A 17,789-nucleotide genomic window follows, 5' to 3' on the forward strand; every position below is an offset into this window, starting at 1 on the left:
GTAAAGCATCATCACGCGGCCTAGCGGACAGGCACGACGCGGCGGCGTCGCACCTGATTTCCCTCAGCAACGTAATAATAGGCCGTCATGCCGCGTCCTGCCCCGGCTTGGACTTCCTGACCGAGGGCCGGAACGACCAGGCGGTAATCAGCGACACGGCCAGCACGGCCGCGAGGATCAGCAACAGGCGTTGGTTTTGTTGCCACCAGGACGGTGCATTCACCGCTGTGGCGATCGCCAGGCGTGGCCGGGTCGATGAGATCGGCGTCACCGTTCCATCATCGGCGACCAACGCGACATCACCCTGATCAAGCCACATCGTCGCCGGCGGACCGGTCCGCGCCGGACGGATCCACAGGATCGGCCGTCCGTCCGCCTGCACCAGTTGGACGATCGTCGCATCGTGTGAGTCCGGCAGATCGAACGCCACTTCGCTACTCGCTCCGGTCAGCGTCAATCGGCCGCCCAGCATCACGAGCGGCGCGGTTGCGCCGGGTGGCGGTGTATCGGCGATTAGAATTACCGGTCCTGCGGCGGGCATTTGCCGCCATGAAACCGTGATCGGCACGCGACCATCGAGCAGCCCCGCCACGGCCTTGGCGGCAAGCGGTAATGCGTCGGGGCCGGGCAATACGACCGTGACGCCGGCATGGCTTGCTGCGGCAAAGTCATGAAAGTCACGAACCGGACCGGCGCCGCCCAACCGCACCATGCTCGATCCCAGCAATTGCGCTGGCCAGCCGCGCGGTATGTCGCCGCAATCGTCGCGGCGGCCACGCGTGATCCGCACCGCGATACCGTTCAGGCTGTGCATCAGGCCATCCGGCGCGTCGACATTCAAGCGGGTCCGGCCCGACCGGTCGAGCGGCGCGCTGCCCAGTAATGTGTCGTTGAGCCAGGCCGAGACGCTGTCCGACGGATCGGTCGAGAGCGCGGCGACATCGATCGATAGCCCGACAATGGTCTTGCCGATGGGCAGGCGTGACGCCGGGACCGCGAGCGCCCAGCCACCCTCGCCGGCGATCGATGTCGGGCTGAGATCGGCGCCCAGATCGGCGAAGGTCAAAGTGTCGGGTATATTTGGCGTGATGGCGAGATGATCGATCTTGGGGGCCGCAAGCGTGTCTCCGACGCGCGAGAAAATCGCCCGCGCCGTCGTTGCGGGATCGCGCCCGCCGATCGTCAGCGCAATCATATTGCCGTTGCTGGTTGCACTGAGTTCCGGATCGCCAACATTACCGATCCGGATATAGCGAGCGGGCGCGGGGGGTGTCGTTGTGACCAGCGCACCTCCACCACGCGCGGCGATCACCGTCAGTGCCGCCGCTGCCTGGGCAGCGTTGATGCGCGCAGGAAGCACCACGCTCGGCGCGGTACCAATCAGCGCGGCGGCCGCGCCCGCTGGCATGGTCGCACCGGGGACAATATCGAGCGCGAGGCCGCCTGCCGGATCGAGTCGTAAATGGTCGGCTGCAGTCCTGCGGTCGAAACAACGATTGGGCGTCGCGCCGCCGCTATAGATAAGCGTGAGGTGCAGCGTCCCACCAGCGATCGCGTCGCGCGGAACCGGCAGGTCGATCATGCCGTTGGCACCGATTGCCACCTGCCCGAGGACCCTGTCACGCGCCATGATGGTCAGGGTTCGCGCGACCGGTGTCGCGGCCACCGCGTCGAACGGCAGGATCAGCCGGGTGACAGTAAACCAGGAACCGTGAGGCACGCGGAAGAATAGTTCCTGGCGTCCCTCCAGCCCGGAAAAACTGACGCCATCACGATAACCGATCGAGGCCAATGACAGCATCGGTGCGGCCGCACTGGATGTTTCGATACGACCGGATGCCGCGGCTGGGCGGGTGTCCGCCTGGCCAATTGCGGCCCCGTTCATTGTCATCAATGATACTAAACTGCAGGTGGTGATTACGCACCTGACAACACGGCTTACCGCCATAGATACCCCTACGCCTACACGCAGGGAGGCCGAGCTCGTCTCGGCTTCTTATCCGTGTTGAGGTATCGGCTTCGCATCCGCATTGATTGGTAAACAATACATTAGCACCGATTCGGTTGCATCTCAATCGAAACATATTCTCGGGTTTCGAGGTAAATCTTGCTTAAATCACGGTCGTCCGAATGTCGCGCATCACGTATGTGCAGAGGAAGTCTATGGCAAAACCTGTTCGAACGTATATTTTTGAGGTCGAAGCAAAGGAGGATGCGTATTGGATATCCGTATCGACACCGCGTCGCGTATTATTAGCGCATCGCCGCAAACCCTCTACCACGCCTTTCTCGACCGCGACGCCTGGCTCGATTGGCTGCCACCCGAGGGCATGACTGGCACGATCGATTTGTTCGAACCTTGGGAGGGCGGCTGCTATCTCATGACGCTCCACTACGACGTGCCGCACCCCGAAACGCCGGGCAAGGCGTCCGACGATAGCGATATGGTTCGCGGGCGCTTCGTCGCGCTGGTGCCGGATGAGCGTGTCGTGCAGGTGGTCGAGTTCGAGTCTGACGATCCTGCCTATGCGGGAGAGATGACCATGACCTGGGCGCTGGCGCCGGTGGCGGGCGGGACCGAGGTGCGCATCTCATGCGAAAATGTGCCATCGGGTATCAGCCCGGAAGACCATGCGCTCGGCCTGGCATCCACGCTCGATAATCTGGCGGCGTTCACCGAATAAACCCGATCCCGCTCTAGACATAATGCGGCTCGCCATGTTCGCGCAGCGCTTCGTAGTGAACCAGTGCAGGCTCCGGGCCGAATGCGGCGGGCTTGCCGTCGCGGAACGCCCATTCGCCCCGGTCGCAATCCTCGGCACGGACATAACCGTTGATGTACAGCCGGCGCTGATGGTTCGACCGGTTGGTGCCCGATCCATGCACAAGGTAAGGACTCCACAGCGCGAGGTCGCCGGGACCAAGCACCACGTCGATCGCATCCTCGGGCGACAGGTCGGCAGAGAGCAGGGCGGAATCGCTCATCGACCGGCCGAGGACTTCGACCGAAACGTCCAGGTCGATATCGCCGCGCACGTGGCTCCTGGGAATGAACCGCATGCAGCCGGTTTCGGGTGTATGCGGATCGATCGCAAGGCCAGTCTGGATATAGGAGGTGCCAAGGTTGCGGTACGCTTTGTCGGGCTTGCGAAAGCGCGAATCCTGATGCCAGGCGAAATCACCCTGACCACCCGGTGCCTTCCAGTGGAGCTGGTTGATGATCTGCTTCAGGTCGCGCCCGATCAGTGGCGCGAGAATCTCCACGATACGCGGATCCGTCCGCACGCCGTTGAGCACTGCTTGATGATAGGATGGCCATTGCGTCATCCGCACTTGCGGCCCGCTCGGTCCCTCGGCGACATTGTAGAACAGATTGCCGTGCCGGAAGCTGCGGCCGTGCGCGACGCCCTCGGCATGGACCTGATCGATAGCGGCGCCGATCATCTCGATCTCGGCCGAGGAAAAGACACCGCGCACGATCGCATAACCGTCACGCTGATAGCTGGTGCGGAACTCGCTATCGATACTCGCCATGTCCACTCCTTCCATCGGCCGCGTCAATCGTCGTTCGGCGACCGGTAAATCTCTTCGTCCAACTCACCCTCCCAGCGCGCGACCGTGGTCGCGACGGTAAGGTTGGCGCTTGCGCTCGGCACGGTGCGCGTCATGTCGAGCAGCCGGTCGAAGGGCAGCACGAAGCCGACCACCAACGCGGTCTGTTCTGGCGCTACACCGACCGCCGAGAGTACCGCGGCGAGCATGAACAAGGAGGCTGAGGGGACGGGTGCGGTACCGAAAGCGGCGAGCGCGCCGGTCAGCAGCACCAGGCCGTAGACGCCGGGGGTGAGCGGGGTACCGAACGCCTGCAGCGCGAACATGCTGAGCAAGCCGACATACATCGCCGTGCCGTCCTTGCCGATGCTCGCGCCCAAAGGCAGCACGGTCGAGAAGACCGGGCGTCCGACACCAAGATTCTTCTCCGCAACGCGCATTGCGACCGGCAGGGTCGCCGAGCTCGACGCGGTCGAAAAGGCGACGACCAGCGCGTCGACGATACCGCGAAAGAAGGGCAATACCGGCAAGCGCGCGGCGAAACGCAGCAACAGGCTGTGCACCACAACGATCTGGATCAGCGAGCCGATCACGACCGCGAGTGCGAGCCAGCCGACATGCACGAACACCGCCGCGCCATTGGCCGCAACCGCGCCGGCGATCAGCGCGAAGACGCCGAACGGCGTCGCCTCCATGACGATGCCGACGATCCGCAGCAGCACCGCCGAAAGCGACTGGAGCAAGGCGGCGAAGGGTTTGCCCGCTTCGCCCGCGACCACCGTGCCGACCCCGAACAGGATCGCGACGAAGATCAAGGCGAGCATGTCGCCCTTGGCCAGCGCCTCGACGATGTTGAGTGGGATGATCCCGATCAGCTGGTCATAGGGCGTGACCGGATCGCCCAGCGGATGCGCGACCGCAGTGCCGATCGGCGCGCCGATCCCCGGCCGCACGAGTGCCGCGACCGCCATGCCGACCGACACGGCAATGGCGGTGGTGAAGGCGAACAGTCCGATGGTCCGCGCGCCGAGCCCGCCGAGCCGCTTGGGATCGGCCAGCGCGGTAATGCCCGAAGCGATCGTTACCAGCACAATCGGCGCGACCAGCATGCGGATCGCGCGCACGAACAGATCGCCCATGAACGCAACCGCCGGGGTCGCCGACGGCAACACCAAAGCGAAGATCAGCCCCAGCGCCAGCGCGCCGAGTACGCGTTTCCACAGGGCGATCGCAAACCAGGTGCGCAGCACGTTCAAGGGCAGGAACCGGGCGTCGGTTTGTGCGGGAGCGCGCGTCCCGCCGCGCGGCGCGTTAGCACGCCCTTGTCGACCGTCAGGACGCCGTTGACGATCACCGTGCCGACCCCGACGGTCAGTAGCGTCGGCTGTTCATAGGTCGCGCGCGGCGCATAGCGTTTCGGGTCAAACACCACGACATCGGCGAACGCGCCGGGCTTCAGGTGTCCGCGTCCCTCGAGATGGAAGGTGTCCGCCGTCAGTGCCGAACTGCGCTCGATGAACTCGCGCAAGCTGATGACCTTATCGGCAACGACATATTTCGCATATTTGCGCGCGAAGGTCGCATAGACTCGCGGATGCCCGGTCGAGGCGTCGGATCCGGTCATCACCCAAGGCTGTTTCATGAAAGCGGCGATGTCGGGCTCGATCTGGTTGAATGATGCAACCGACGGATCGTGCAGACGGATCAGCGCGATTGCGGCGGCGAGCGGGTCCTGTTTGCGCGCCTTGGCGATCTCAGCCAGGGTACGGCCCTTGAACTGCCCCTCGGTGATCAGCAGCGATGCCGCGCCGCCGCGCTTGCGCAGATTCTCCGTCATGCCGGTGCGCAACCGCTCGGCAAGCTTTGGATCGTCGAAGCGCTTGAGCAACGCGACGCGTCCGCCGTCCTGCGCCCAGAGCGGGATCAGCGATGCGACCAGACTCGTGCCCGATGCCGACCAGGGATATTGATCGGCGGTGACGTCCTGTCCCGAACGGCGTGCCGCCTCGACCTTGGCGATTATTGCGCCGGACTGCCCCTGCACATCGACGCCGAGTGCCTTGATGTGCGAGATATGCACCGGCAATCTGCCGAGCCGCCCGATTTCGATCGCTTCGTCGATCGCCGCGGCGAGGCCGACCGTATAGCTCGATTCGTCGCGGATATGGCTGTCATAGATGCCGCCGCGCTTGCCCGCCTCGGCGGCGAGCGTGCCCACTTCTTCGGTCCTGGCGAAGCTCTGAGGTGCGTAGAACAAGCCGGTCGAAAACCCCATCGCGCCCTGACACATGGCGCTTGCGGTCAGCGCCTTCATCCGGGCCAGTTCGGCGGCGGTCGGTGCGCGGTCCACCGCGCCGATCACGCGCCCGCGGATCGCACCGAAGCCGGCATAGGCGGCGAAGTTGATCCCGACCGGCAGCGTCTTCGCGCTGGCCAGCACCTTTGCGACATTCGGATCGCCACCGCCGTCATTGCCGATAAATGCAGTGGTCACGCCCTGCATCAGGAACGGAGCGATCAGGCGCGTCGCGGCCGACCGGTCGGTCAGCGATTTTTCGATATGAGTGTGCGGGTCGATGAAACCCGGCGCGACGATCATGCCGGTCGCATCGATCGTGCGTTTGGCGGTCACATTGGCATGGCGCCCGACGATGCGAATGCGGTCGCCGCTGATCGCGACGTCGCCGACGAACGGCGCATCCGATCCGGTATAGACGGTGCCGCCGCGGATCAGCATATCGACCCCTTGCGGCGCCGGTGCCGCGCCGGGTGCCAGGGCGGCGGCGGTTCCCACGGCGATGATGCGCGCGATGCGTTTCATATCGTTCCCCAGAAACCTTGTGCCGGAGGGGTGAGCATGCCGCTCTCGTCCCCGACGCCACCCGACCGATCCTCTCTGAGCCAGATCGGACCGTCAAGGTCGACAAAGTCCGACAGCCGCGCGATGTGCAGGGCAGGGGCGATCGACAGTGACGAACTGACCATGCATCCGGTCATCAGCCCAAGCCCGCGCGCGCGCGCGGCCTGAGCCAGTTCGAGCGCGGCGGTCAGGCCACCGGACTTATCGAGCTTGACGTTCACATGGCTGTAGCGCCGCGCGATCATGTCCAGATCTGCAGCGACATGCACCGATTCATCGGCGCAGATCGCGATGGATGACTTGAAGCCTTCGAGCCATGCATCGTCATCGGCCGGAACAGGCTGTTCGAGCAAATCGACTCGCGCCTCGATCAACACCGCCTGCATCGTTTCGACGAGCGCCTGATTCCAGCTCTCATTGGGATCGACAATCAGTGCAGCATTGGGTGCAGCATGTCGCACCGCGCGAATCTGTGCGGCGGGGTCGTTCGCGTCGACCTTGACCTTGAGCAACGGCGAGTCCGCGACCGCCGCCGCGGCCCGGGCCATTGCCTCCGGCGTGTCGATCACGATGGTCAGTGCGCTGGCCAGTCGTTCCGGCTCGGGATTGCCGATCAAGCTCGCGACGCTCCGGCCCGACCGCCGCGCTTCCAGGTCCCAGAGCGCGCAGTCGATCGCGTTGCGTGCGGCGCCGGGCAGGAGCAGCGCCAGCAGATCCTGCCGCGTCGCGCCCCGCTCGATCACTGGACTGACATCGTCAATTGCCGCGAGCGCTTTCTCGATGCTCTCGCCATAGCGCGGATAAGGCACGCCCTCTCCACGGCCGACCAAATCGCCATCAGTGATCGTCACCGTCACGACATCTGCTGCAGTCTTGACGCCGCGCGAGATGCGGAACGGCGCGATCAGGTCGAACCGGTCATGCTGCGCGTGGAGAGACAGCGTCATGCGAGCAATCGGTCGATCACGCTCTCGACCCCGAAGCGCATCGGATCGGTGCAGGGCAGGCCAAGTTGCGCGGCGGTGTCATCGCACTGCGCCCGTGCTGCTTCGGGCGTCATCGCCGAGGTGTTGAGGCACACACCGACCGCGCGCACCGCCGGGCTGGTGAGCCGCGCGACCTGCAGGTTCATCGCCAGGCATTCCTCGATGCCGGGAAGCGCCCGCCCCGGAATGCCGCGCATATCGGTGCGCATCGGATCGTGACACATCACGATCGCCTCGGCCTGGGCACCGTGGAGCAAGCCGGTCGAGACACCGGCAAAGGACGGGTGGAACAGCGAACCCTGTCCTTCGATCAGGTCCCAGCCGTCATCGTTGCGCGCCGGCGCAAGCTGCTCGATCGCACCTGAGATGAAATCGGCGACAACCGCATCGACCGGCACCCCGCCGCCCGCGATCAGGATGCCGGTCTGCCCGGTGGCGCGGAAGTCGGCGGCGACGCCGCGAGCCCGCAGCGCGGTGGTCAGCGCCAGCGTGGTGTACATCTTGCCGACCGAGCAATCGGTGCCGACGGTCAGCAGGCGATGGCCGGCACGGGCATAACCATTGCCGACGACGAGGTCCGCCGGCGGATCGCGCACGTCGAACAATTGCAATCCGCGTTGCTCGGCGAGCAGAGCAAGCTGCGGCACGTCGCGCAGCCGTTGATGCAGGCCGGCCGCGACGTTCATGCCCACCTCAAGCGCGGCGACGGCATCGGCGATCAAGTCGTCGCCCATCTTGCCGCCGGAATTGGCGATGCCGAGGACCAAAGTCCGCGCACCTGCCGCAGCGCCTTCGGCCATGCTCATGCGCGGCAGGTCGAGGGTGAACGGGCAATCGTCGTAACGGAACTCGCCGACACAGGCGTCGCGGCGGAACACGGCAAGGCCGCGCGAGGTCTTGATGCCGACGGCGTCGGTGCTGTGACCGAGATACAGGAGATAGGGTGCAGGGATCATCCGGGAGATCGTATCGCCGCCCTGTGCCGTATCCGGCATAGTGAGTGCGCGGCTGGCTATAGCTTCGCGTTATGGAGTGTCGATCACGCGCGCCAGCGTGTTGAGGAAATCGGTCGCCAGTGCGGTCGGTGGGCGGTTGACCAGGAACATGGCATGCACGTCGAACGTCAGCTGTGGTTTGAGCGGCCGGATCGACAGGCCGGGCGCAAGCGACGCCTGTGCGGTGAAGCTGTCGACCACCGTCATGCCGACGCCTTGTCGCACCAGGGCCGCAGCGATGTAAAAGGTCCGCGCCGACACCATTTCATCGAGTTCGAGATCGAGGCGCTGTAGTTCCTGCGCGAAGAGATGTCCCATCGGCCCGCTGCCCGCCAGGCTGATGAAACGCCGTCCACGCAACGCCTCAAGTTCGATCCGCGGCGGTGCGTCGGGCATATCCTGTTCGCGGTACAGCACGACCAGTTCACCTTCGCCGAGCCAGCGATGGCTGATCGGCGTTGCCGGCGGCACCTCAAAGGCGAGCGCGATATCGGTCTCGCGCTCGTACAGCTTGCGCAGCAAATCGTCGTGATGGACCGTTTGCAGGTCGAAGCGCACTTTTTCACGAGTGCGAAGGAAACGCGATACCGCGGTCGGCAGCGCGTCGAGCGCGAGCGACGGCAATGCGGAGATGCGCAGCATGCCGGTCGCGCCACGCTTCAGATTGCGCCCCGCCTCGCGCAGCGCATAGACCCGGTCCTGGATCTCGCTCACTTCGGCGAACAGGCTATGCGCGTCTTCGGTCGCGACCAGGCCGGCATTGGTGCGCTGGAACAGCTGGAAGCCGAGAAGCGATTCCGCATGGCGCAGCATTTTCGATACCGATGGCTGCGACACGTTAAGCGCGCGCGCGGCTGCGCTGACCGAGCCGTTGACGTACACGGCGTGGAAGATTTCAATATGGCGCAGGTTCATCGGTGGCCAGCTTTCGACATAGGATCAGCCTAGGGAGATTTGGCGATCATGCAAACCGGCGGCTGGCCATCCCTATCGGCGGGATCGGACGGTGTTTGAATCGCAACGCAGGGGTGGGAGCGAGAGGAGATATGGGACACCGGATGTGCAGTATCTTTGGTGCCGGACGATGGACGGTATCAAGCACGAGAATCTACAGAAAATATCCTATGTTCAATAGGTTGATTGCCCTTCTGCATTTCGCAGGGCTACTGGCCGAAATAGATATCGTGTCCCCACAACAGGCTTTGGTGATCATGCAAACGGCCGGCTGATCGTTGTCGATCGGCCGGCCGCTGGTATTGGCTGCAATGATGCTGCTGGAAAGTCTCAGGCCTGGGCGCCGATCACCCGGACATGGCCATTACCGTGCGCCATGCGCTTCAGGCCGGGAACGGCAGTCATCACATCGGCGAGCATCGCGCCGCGACCGGCAAGCGCAGCGACGCCACTGGTCGCCTTGAGATCGGGCACGATCGCGAGATAACCATCAAGCGCATGGCGACGCGCTTCATTCTCGGTTTCGGCGTCGAGCGTGTCGCCCTTGGGCATGACCAGCACGACGTTGAGCTTGGTCTTACCGCGCGGCGAGGCAAAATAGCCGTCGATGATCTTGCCATTGGCAAGCGCATAACGGCCCTTGAAGATGCTGAGGCGACGATCGGTCGGGTCGATGGTCGCTGCCATTGCGGGCGCGGCCATGGCTGGTGCGCTGAGGCCGGCGACTGCCGAGGTCGCGATCGGCACTGCGGCTATTCCGCCGACTACGCTGCGGCGGTTAAGCGGCTTTGCAACGATGCTTTCAACCGGTGCTGCACCAAGATCAGTTTCGTTCGACATGCTGGCCCCCAAAATGTCGCCACAACGGCATTATCGACAGCGTAACGATACATTCGGATCGTTACAACCATTTGCTCTACCCAATTGCTGCCCCGGCAATCCTATCGGGCGAGCATCACCTCGTCGATGTGGCGCCGGCCGCCGGAGCGGGCGAGTTGCACGAACACATCGACGGTGCTGCGGACATAATGATGCACATCCTCGCGGCCAAGCTGGGTGCCGGTTTGCAACACGAGCAGGGTGATCTGTTCGATCGCGCGTTCGGTGCTGTCGGCATGGACCGTGGTCATCGATCCGGGATGCCCGGTATTGACCGCGCGCAGGAAGGTATAAGCCTCATTACCGCGCAACTCGCCGACTATGATGCGGTCGGGCCGCATGCGCAGCGACGCGGCGAGCAGGTCGTCGGCGGTCACCCTCGCTTCGCCGAGCTCACCGCGCGCGGCGAGCAGGCCGATCGCATTCTCGTGGCGCAGCTTCAATTCGGGTGTGTCTTCGATCAGGATCAGCCGCTCATCCTCGGGGATTTCGCGCAGCAGCGCGTTGAGGAAAGTGGTCTTGCCGGTCGATGTGCCGCCGGACACCAGGATATTCTTGCGCGATCGCACCGCCAGCGCGAGCATCGCGGCAATGTCGCCCGCGTCGAGCAGGGCCGCGAGCTTGATGTCGATCTCGCTGCGCGCCGACAGGTCGCCATGCCGCGTATCGGCGAATGCGCCGGCCGCGACATAATCGTCGAGCGTCAGGTCGGGTGAGACATGCTTGCGGATCGCCAGCGCCAGGCCAGACCGGGTCGCCGGCGGGATGACGATCTGCACCCGTGCACCGTCGGGCAGCGATGCGGAAAGCAGGGGGTGTTCGCGGCTGATCCCCTGGTTGGACAACGCCGCGATCTGCCGCGCGAGCCGCGCCAATGTCGCTTCGTCGAGGCCGGGAGCATCATGGCGCTCGATCGCGCCCGCCATGCTCTCGATCCACACTTCGCCCGGACGATTGACATAGATGTCGGTGATATCGGGACGGATCAGATATTCGGCGAGCGGCGCGAGATAGCTTTGCAGATAAAGCGGCCGATCGCTGGCAATGGCGCTCATCTGCGCCCCTCGACCCCAGTGAAATCGAGATCGCGCGCGACGAACACGCTGATCGCGGTGCCCTGGCGCACGCGCAGGGTCGGTTGGATCTGCGAGCCGTTGGTCAGCGGCGCGGCGCTGTTCTGCACTGCGCCGGGCAAAGCGACCACGACCGCGGAGTTGTTGCCGCCGACGCGCGATGCGAGATTGACCCCGACATCCAGCGTCGATTGCAGGATCGCGGCGCCGAAACGCGCGAGGAAATGGCTGTTGACCTTGCCCTTGATACCTACCTGGCCGAGTGGGTCAGCGGCGGGTGAATTGAGCGCGATGGTCACGCCGTCGGGACGCACCAGCCGGGTCCACATGACCAATGCCCGATTCTGCCCGGGCTGCAGGTCGGCCTTGTACTCGCCGATCAGGCGACTGCCGCGCTGGATCAATATCTTGCTGCCGTCGAAGCCGCGCACATCATTCTGCACCAGCGCGCGGGCGAGGCCCGGCCGTGTCGAATCGAGAGCGGTTTCGAGCACCGCCGGGATCAGCGCGCCTTGCGGCACGGTGGTCGCACGATTGCGCATATAGCCGGCGCGGACACTGGCACCACCAACTGCGCTTGCCGCGCTGGCGCCATCGGGTGCCGGGGCCGCTGCCTCGCCACTGCCGAGATCGACCACCAGCACGGGGTCCGCCGAGCTACGCGGTGCCGCTGGCGGTGTGGGGGGCGGCTGATATTGCGGCGGCATCTGCTGCATCGGCGGCGGCATATAGATGATGCGCGGCTGCGGCACGGGCCGGTTTGGTGGCGGGGCGGGCGTCGGCGCGACCAAGGGCTGGCGCGCGGCGAGAACCACGTCGGGCGGGATATAGAGCGGCGCGGGCTGAACCGCTGCGCCACCCGACAAATCGGAGGCGCGTGCCTTGGTCGCGGGCGCGGTGAGCGCGCGGCGCCGGCCATCAAGGATCGTAAACAGCAGCACCGCGGCGATCACGATGCCGGCGCCGATCACCCAGATCGGCAAGCCCGATGACGGCATCGCGACCACCGGGCGGATGTCAGCCTCACGCTGGCCGGCGATGCGGGGATCGCCACCGGGTGACCGGGTCGCCATTAGTTCTTGGCCTTGATGCGTTCGGCGCGGGCGATCTTCTTGTCGAAGCGGAAGACCAGTTTTTGCTGCACACTGTCGATGACATAGATCCCGTCGCGCATCGCGCCGTCGACCAGCGTTTCGCGCTTCTTCGAATCAAGCGCGAACACGGCCGGCAATGCGCCGTTGGTCGGCCAGGAAATGAAGGTCTTTTCGCCATCGTCATCGATCGCGCTTGGCCAGATGTCCTTCGCGCCGCTCAGCTTGTAGCGCCCGGGCTGTTTTTCGGCCGTGGTCGCGACGGTCGCGACGGCGGGCGTGGGGTAAGTGAAGCGCACGGTGAACGCCATGTCGGGCAGCGGGCCATAGAGCGGCAGTAGCTCGAAATTATAACTCCGCGCATCGGTCACCACCGTCATGTTGGTCGACACGCCGTTCTGCAATGCCTTGATGAACAGATGGTCGCCGCGCTTGTTCGGCGTGACCTGCCACGCACCGCTATCGCCGACTGCGACATTCTCGATCCGCTCGCCGGGGCCGAATTCGACGGTCAATTGATAACCGCTCGCGACTTGCAGCGAGACGACTTGCGCCGCGTCGTACGCGATTGTCTGGATTCGCGGGTCGCCGGGGCCCGGTACCGGGCGTGTCTGTGCCGTGGCCGCGATCGGGGCAGCGAGGAGTGACAGGGCGAGCAACAGCCTCAAAGCGTGACCTCGATGCCGTCTGATCGCCGACGTGTGGGCTGCCGCTGGGGAACAGTATCGGGATAGCTTCGTATGCCACTCGTCGGCGCTGACCCTTGCGGGATCACCACTGCCCCCGGCGGAACGACGACTACCGGATCGGCCGGCGCCAGCGCCTCGGCGTCGCGGCGATAGCGCAGCACCTGGAAGCCGAGCGGGTTCACGAAACGGTCTTCGCGCTGCATCGGCTCGCCTGAGAAGCGGTAGCGGATGATCGACACCCAGGCCTGGGGCGGCTTCGCCTGCCCGCCGGCATCGCGTCGTTGCGTTTCGAACCGGACCAATGCGGCATTGCCGCCAAGCGGGGAGATGCTTTTCACGCGAGTCGAGATGACCGTCGATTTCGGCAAGCGGGCGAGCGGACTGTCGGGGTTCGAATATTGGACGCTCGATACATATTCCGATCGTGCCGGATCGGCCGACCAGAGCGACGTCTTGCGGTAATTGGATTGCAGTGCGTCGCTATCGAAGCTTTCACGCGCGATGACATATTGCACCAGAAACGACTGGGTCAACGCCTTGTCCGGCGCGATCGTCGCGGCGTCGAGTGGCTTCAGCGTCTCGACAAAGCCGGTATTGCGATCGACCAGCAGCGTATAAGGCACGACCGTTTTCAGCGGCATCAATATGATCAGCGCGATCGCCTCGAACAGGGCGATCACCACCGCCGCCGTCGCGACGATCCACGCCACCTTACGCGACGCGCGCAGCGCTTCCTGCTGGTCGTTGGCCCAGGTCTCTGCGGCCTGATAATAGCCTTCGCGCGGTATCTTCGTGGTCTTGTTCATCTGTTCCCGTCCCGCCGCGCGGCCCCGGCCGACACGCGCCCCCTGGTGCGGCGGCGATTGCTTTGACCGAGCGGCGTCGCCGCCGCCACCGGAATGTCACGCGATACCGCCTGGCTGCCGATCCGCGCGCCGATTTGCGTCACTGGCGGCGGCGGCGCGGCGGCGTCGCGCCGCTGGCTCGCGGCGACCGCATCGGCGATCGCGATTGCGCGCGAACGGGGTTCGTCGGCAACGGCCGATCGGCTTGGCGCGGGCAGCAAGGCCTGGCGCCGATCCTGACCGGACAGCGCATCGGCGAGGCGGGCAGGGGATAGCCGCCATGTATCGGGAATGCGGAAGCCATGCGCGACTTTCGCCACGGCGATCAGCGTGGCGATCAGCGTCAGCGCGAACACCAGAGTCATGACGAGCAATTCGACCGGTGCGGCCGGCGTCGCTATATCGGCGTAGCGCTGAGTCAGGACATTCGCCAGCCACGGCTCGATCAGCGCGAGTTCGACACCGAGGATGATCGCCGTCGACAGCGCACCGAGCGTCGCGCCGACCAGGCCGCGCACCCATCCCTCGAACAGCCCGCGTGTCGCATCGAACAGCAGGAACAAGGCGAACAGCGGCCCCAAAGCGAGCAACAGCCCGGCGACGAGGCGCACCGAGGCGAAGCCGGCGATCGCGCCGGTCAGGTAGAGCGTGCGCGCCTGGCCGAGCCGGTCATTATCCTTGGCGGGGTCCCAGCGCGGACGTTGCAGGCCGCGCTGCAGTCTTTGCTGCTCCTGCTGTTGTTGTTGCGGGGTGAGCGTCTGGGTCGGACCGGCGATCACGTCGGCATCGTCCGGCTTGCCCGTGCCGATCGCGATCAAGGCCGCGATATTATTGTCGACGCCTTGCAACCGCGAGATCAGCCCGCCGCCGGAGCCCGGCAGACCCGCCGGCTGGCCGATATTGGCGGCGAGCTGCGCCGGGCCATGCATCGCGACATTATAGGCAAGCGTGCGGAACGCCGGCCAGCTTGTCGCCAGCACCAGCACCAGCCCGATCTTGACCACCGCCGCGACACCATCGCGCGCATCGGGTGTCTGGCCCAGGATCATGCGATAACCGAACAGCGCGATGAACAAGGTCAGCACGCCGCCGAGCATCAGCGAAACGCCTGATCCCGGCGTCGCCAGCGCCTGATATCCACCCTGGCCGATCGCTTGCGCCTGGCAATCGACATAGTTGAGCACGCCCGCGAGGAATGCGTCGCCGGAATAGATCGAAGGACATGCCATCAGGCGCGCTCGAGCAATTTGGGAATCCAGTCGACCGGGTCGTCGCCGCTGGTCTCGCGGATCTCGTCGAGCAACCGCACCGTGCGCTCGCGTCCCGACAGGATGGTCAACAGGTCGCGCTCGCCGGTCAGGTTGAGCCTTGCGACGACGCTGTCGGTGCCGTGCTTGACCAGGAAGCAATGCGCATCGTCGGGCAGCGTCCGCACAAGTTCATATTCGTGCGGGGTCAGCCCGAAGCCGTCGATATAATCCGCCGCCCGCGCCTTGGGATTGGTCATGAAGATCTGCGTCGCGGCCTGTTCGATGATCGCGCTGGCGATCTTGCTTTCAAGCGCGTCCTGCGCGCTTTGCGTGGCGAAGCCGACAATGCCGTTGCGTTTGCGGATCGTCTTTTCCCAATCCTTGATGCGGCGCACGAACACGTCGTCGTCGAGCGCTTTCCACCCTTCGTCGACGACGATGATCGCCGCCGTGCCGTCGAGCCGTTCCTCGACGCGGTGGAACAGATACATCATTGCCGGCGTCCGCACGATCGGATCGTCGAGGATCGCGGTCATGTCGAAGCCGACCGCTTCCGCCGACAGATCGGTCAGGTCGCGCTCGTTGTCGAACAGCCAGGCACGTTCGCCGTCGCCCCACCATGGCCGCAGCCGTGCCCACATATCGGCAGCATGAGGGCGATGCCCGCCGCGGAACAGCTCGGCGAGATGGCGCAGGCGCCGATGCCCGATCGGTTGCGCGAAATTGGCGTCGATCGCGTCCTTGATCTTCGCCACATCATCGATGTCCGCGCCGCCGACGAGCATCGCGACCCAGTCGATCAGGAATTGCCGGTTGGCCGGATTGTCGTCGATCTGCAGCGGATTGAGTCCCGACGCGGTGCCGGGACGCAGCAAGTCGTAACGCCCGCCGATCGCGCGGATGAACAGTTCCGCACCGCGATCCTTGTCGAAGAAGATGATCCGCGGCCGGAATTTCCGCGCCTGGGCAAGCAGGAAGTTAAGCACCACGGTCTTGCCCGAACCCGACGGGCCGATGACGGTGAAATTGCCCAGGTCGCCCTGGTGGAAGTTGAAATGATAGGGGCCGGCCGCGGTCGTCTCGAGCAAGGTCACCGCATCGCCCCAATGATTGCCCTGCGCGCGCCCGAGCGGGAAATTATGGCTGCTGGCGAGGCCGGCGAAATTGCCCGTAGAGACCAGCCCACGTCGCGCGATATATTTGAAATTACCCGGAAATTGCGCCCAGAAAGCGGGTTCGAGCGCAATCTCCTCGCGCACCGCGATGATGCCGAGATCGGCGAGCGATGCCTGCACTTCGGCGACGCCGTCATCGACCTCGCCCGGCGTGCTGCCGCGCACCGCGATGGTCATGTGATGTTCGCCATAACCGGCGCGACCGGCGGCGACTTCGTCTTTCGCGGAGGACAATTCGGCGCGCAGGCTGACCGCTTCATCCTCCGCCGATTTCATGCGGCGCATCGCCAGGTTCATCTTGCCCAGCGCGGCGTTGCGATCGACGAAGCCGAACGACTGCGACACGGTCAGTTCGAATGGCAGGCGCAGCAATTCGTCGAACATGCCCGGCGCGGTCTGACCGGGGTAATCCTTGATCGATACCATGCCGACAAAAGCGCGCGGGGCATTGCCGGCGGGCGCCAGTTCGACCGTGTCCTGGCCGAAGCTGATCCGCCGATAAGGCAGGTAATCGCCGGCATCCTGCATCGGCAGCAGCACCGGGCGCATCTCGCCATTGTACAGCGAGGAGAGGAATTCGAGCGGTTCGGAACAGGGCCCTTGCGCGGTGTCGTAGACGCCAAGCAGACGCGGCGCATAGCTGCCGAGCTGCGCCAGCAGCGCGTCGCGTGCGGCATCGAGCTGGCGCAACTCATGGATCGATTCATCGTTCGCCGTCGTCACAGTGCGGCCGAGCAGGCCACGCACCCGGTCGGCAATGCCGACGCGGCCCTGCAATGGCCGGCGGATCAGCGTCAGGAACAGCTCATTGACGTATAACTGCTTGGCATCGAGCCGCGCGCGCCATGCCGCATCGAGTTGTTCGGAGAAGGCGTCGGGGAATTCGGCAACCATGTCGGTGTCGACGCGGCGACGTACGACATGATGGTAAAGCGCGAAGCGCGACGAGCCGATCGCCTGCAGCATCGCGTCGCGCAGGCCCTTGCGGTAATTGATCTCGTCCGTGTCGGCAGTCTCGAACAACAGGCCGCGCAGATGGATCACCTGCATGAGCATCCCGTCGCGGGTCGCGATCGTGTGATCGTCGACATGCCGCGCATAAGGGAGGTGATGGCCGGCCGGTTTCTCTCGTGCTGCCGCCTTCGGGTCCTGGCTCAGGGGCGGTAAGAGTTGCATCGCCAGATCGCATGGTTGCGGACGCGCGGGCAGCGCGACACGCGGGTCAGCCACAGGTCGAAGATGCGTGGTTCGCGCAGGCACAACAGCACACCTGCGACATGCACGACGAGCGCCACCGCCAGTACCCAGATCGAATGGAAGATCAGGAACAATTCGGTCGCGACGACCGCATTGACCACAAAATAACTATAGGTGACGCCGGCGAACATCTGCGGCCGGGTGAGGGCGACGAACACCGTATCGCGCTCCAGCCCGGTCATG

General features: G+C 64.8%; 16 protein-coding genes. 1 reads left to right on the top strand and 15 read right to left on the bottom strand.

The features are described from left to right. Positions 1-85: 85 nt before the first annotated feature. A complete protein-coding gene (locus tag G4G27_RS04180; RefSeq protein ID WP_183112181.1) occupies positions 86-1,801 on the bottom strand; it encodes a hypothetical protein in 1,716 nt (571 codons plus the stop codon). Between the two features lie 418 nt (positions 1,802-2,219). Between G4G27_RS04180 and G4G27_RS04185 the strand changes: the two genes are divergently transcribed. Next, positions 2,220-2,684, top strand: a complete 465-nt coding sequence (locus G4G27_RS04185) for an SRPBCC family protein (RefSeq protein ID WP_183112182.1) — start codon at positions 2,220-2,222, stop codon at positions 2,682-2,684. Between the two features lie 13 nt (positions 2,685-2,697). Here the strand turns inward: G4G27_RS04185 and G4G27_RS04190 are convergent, their stop codons facing one another. The 14 genes from G4G27_RS04190 to G4G27_RS04255 form a co-directional block, all read right to left on the bottom strand. Beyond that, positions 2,698-3,534, bottom strand: coding sequence for a phytanoyl-CoA dioxygenase family protein (locus tag G4G27_RS04190; RefSeq protein ID WP_183112183.1), 837 nt, complete (start codon positions 3,532-3,534; stop codon positions 2,698-2,700). A gap of 23 nt (positions 3,535-3,557) precedes the next feature. After that, positions 3,558-4,802 (bottom strand): dicarboxylate/amino acid:cation symporter, encoded by a 1,245-nt coding sequence (locus G4G27_RS04195; protein ID WP_345940687.1) that lies wholly within the window; start codon positions 4,800-4,802, stop codon positions 3,558-3,560. A gap of 2 nt (positions 4,803-4,804) precedes the next feature. Beyond that, positions 4,805-6,373, bottom strand: a complete 1,569-nt coding sequence (locus G4G27_RS04200) for an amidohydrolase family protein (RefSeq protein WP_183112185.1) — start codon at positions 6,371-6,373, stop codon at positions 4,805-4,807. Next, entirely contained in the window at positions 6,370-7,359 is a 990-nt protein-coding gene (dgcA, locus tag G4G27_RS04205) for an N-acetyl-D-Glu racemase DgcA (protein ID WP_183112186.1), read from the bottom strand. Before dgcA ends, G4G27_RS04200 begins: the two co-directional genes overlap by 4 nt. After that, entirely contained in the window at positions 7,356-8,354 is a 999-nt protein-coding gene (gene dgcN / locus G4G27_RS04210; RefSeq protein WP_183112187.1) for an N-acetyltransferase DgcN, read from the bottom strand. Before dgcN ends, dgcA begins: the two co-directional genes overlap by 4 nt. 69 nt (positions 8,355-8,423) lie before the next feature. After that, complete coding sequence (locus tag G4G27_RS04215; protein WP_183112188.1) at positions 8,424-9,308, bottom strand: LysR family transcriptional regulator; 885 nt, start codon at positions 9,306-9,308, stop codon at positions 8,424-8,426. A 369-nt stretch (positions 9,309-9,677) separates the two neighbouring features. Next, positions 9,678-10,187, bottom strand: a complete 510-nt coding sequence (locus G4G27_RS04220; RefSeq protein ID WP_183112189.1) for a hypothetical protein — start codon at positions 10,185-10,187, stop codon at positions 9,678-9,680. 101 nt (positions 10,188-10,288) lie between these two features. Then, a complete protein-coding gene (gene virB11, locus G4G27_RS04225; protein WP_183112190.1) occupies positions 10,289-11,281 on the bottom strand; it encodes a P-type DNA transfer ATPase VirB11 in 993 nt (330 codons plus the stop codon). Continuing rightward, positions 11,278-12,372 (bottom strand): TrbI/VirB10 family protein, encoded by a 1,095-nt coding sequence (locus G4G27_RS04230; protein WP_244624551.1) that lies wholly within the window; start codon positions 12,370-12,372, stop codon positions 11,278-11,280. Before G4G27_RS04230 ends, virB11 begins: the two co-directional genes overlap by 4 nt. Beyond that, positions 12,372-13,058 carry a TrbG/VirB9 family P-type conjugative transfer protein gene (locus G4G27_RS04235; protein WP_183112191.1) on the bottom strand — a complete coding sequence of 229 codons (687 nt, stop codon included), beginning with the start codon at positions 13,056-13,058 and terminating at the stop codon, positions 12,372-12,374. Before G4G27_RS04235 ends, G4G27_RS04230 begins: the two co-directional genes overlap by 1 nt. Then, positions 13,055-13,885 carry a VirB8/TrbF family protein gene (locus tag G4G27_RS04240; RefSeq protein WP_183112192.1) on the bottom strand — a complete coding sequence of 277 codons (831 nt, stop codon included), beginning with the start codon at positions 13,883-13,885 and terminating at the stop codon, positions 13,055-13,057. The genes G4G27_RS04235 and G4G27_RS04240 overlap by 4 nt, the downstream gene beginning before the upstream one ends. Continuing rightward, positions 13,882-15,153, bottom strand: a complete 1,272-nt coding sequence (locus G4G27_RS04245) for a type IV secretion system protein (RefSeq protein ID WP_183112193.1) — start codon at positions 15,151-15,153, stop codon at positions 13,882-13,884. The genes G4G27_RS04240 and G4G27_RS04245 overlap by 4 nt, the downstream gene beginning before the upstream one ends. Next, complete coding sequence (locus G4G27_RS04250; protein ID WP_183112194.1) at positions 15,153-17,525, bottom strand: VirB4 family type IV secretion/conjugal transfer ATPase; 2,373 nt, start codon at positions 17,523-17,525, stop codon at positions 15,153-15,155. The genes G4G27_RS04245 and G4G27_RS04250 overlap by 1 nt, the downstream gene beginning before the upstream one ends. Then, positions 17,504-17,788, bottom strand: coding sequence for a type IV secretion system protein VirB3 (locus G4G27_RS04255; protein ID WP_183112195.1), 285 nt, complete (start codon positions 17,786-17,788; stop codon positions 17,504-17,506). The genes G4G27_RS04250 and G4G27_RS04255 overlap by 22 nt, the downstream gene beginning before the upstream one ends. Between the last annotated feature and the right edge of the window lies 1 nt (position 17,789).

The organism is Sphingomonas sp. So64.6b, from assembly GCF_014171475.1.
GTDB lineage: Bacteria > Pseudomonadota > Alphaproteobacteria > Sphingomonadales > Sphingomonadaceae > Sphingomonas > Sphingomonas alpina_A.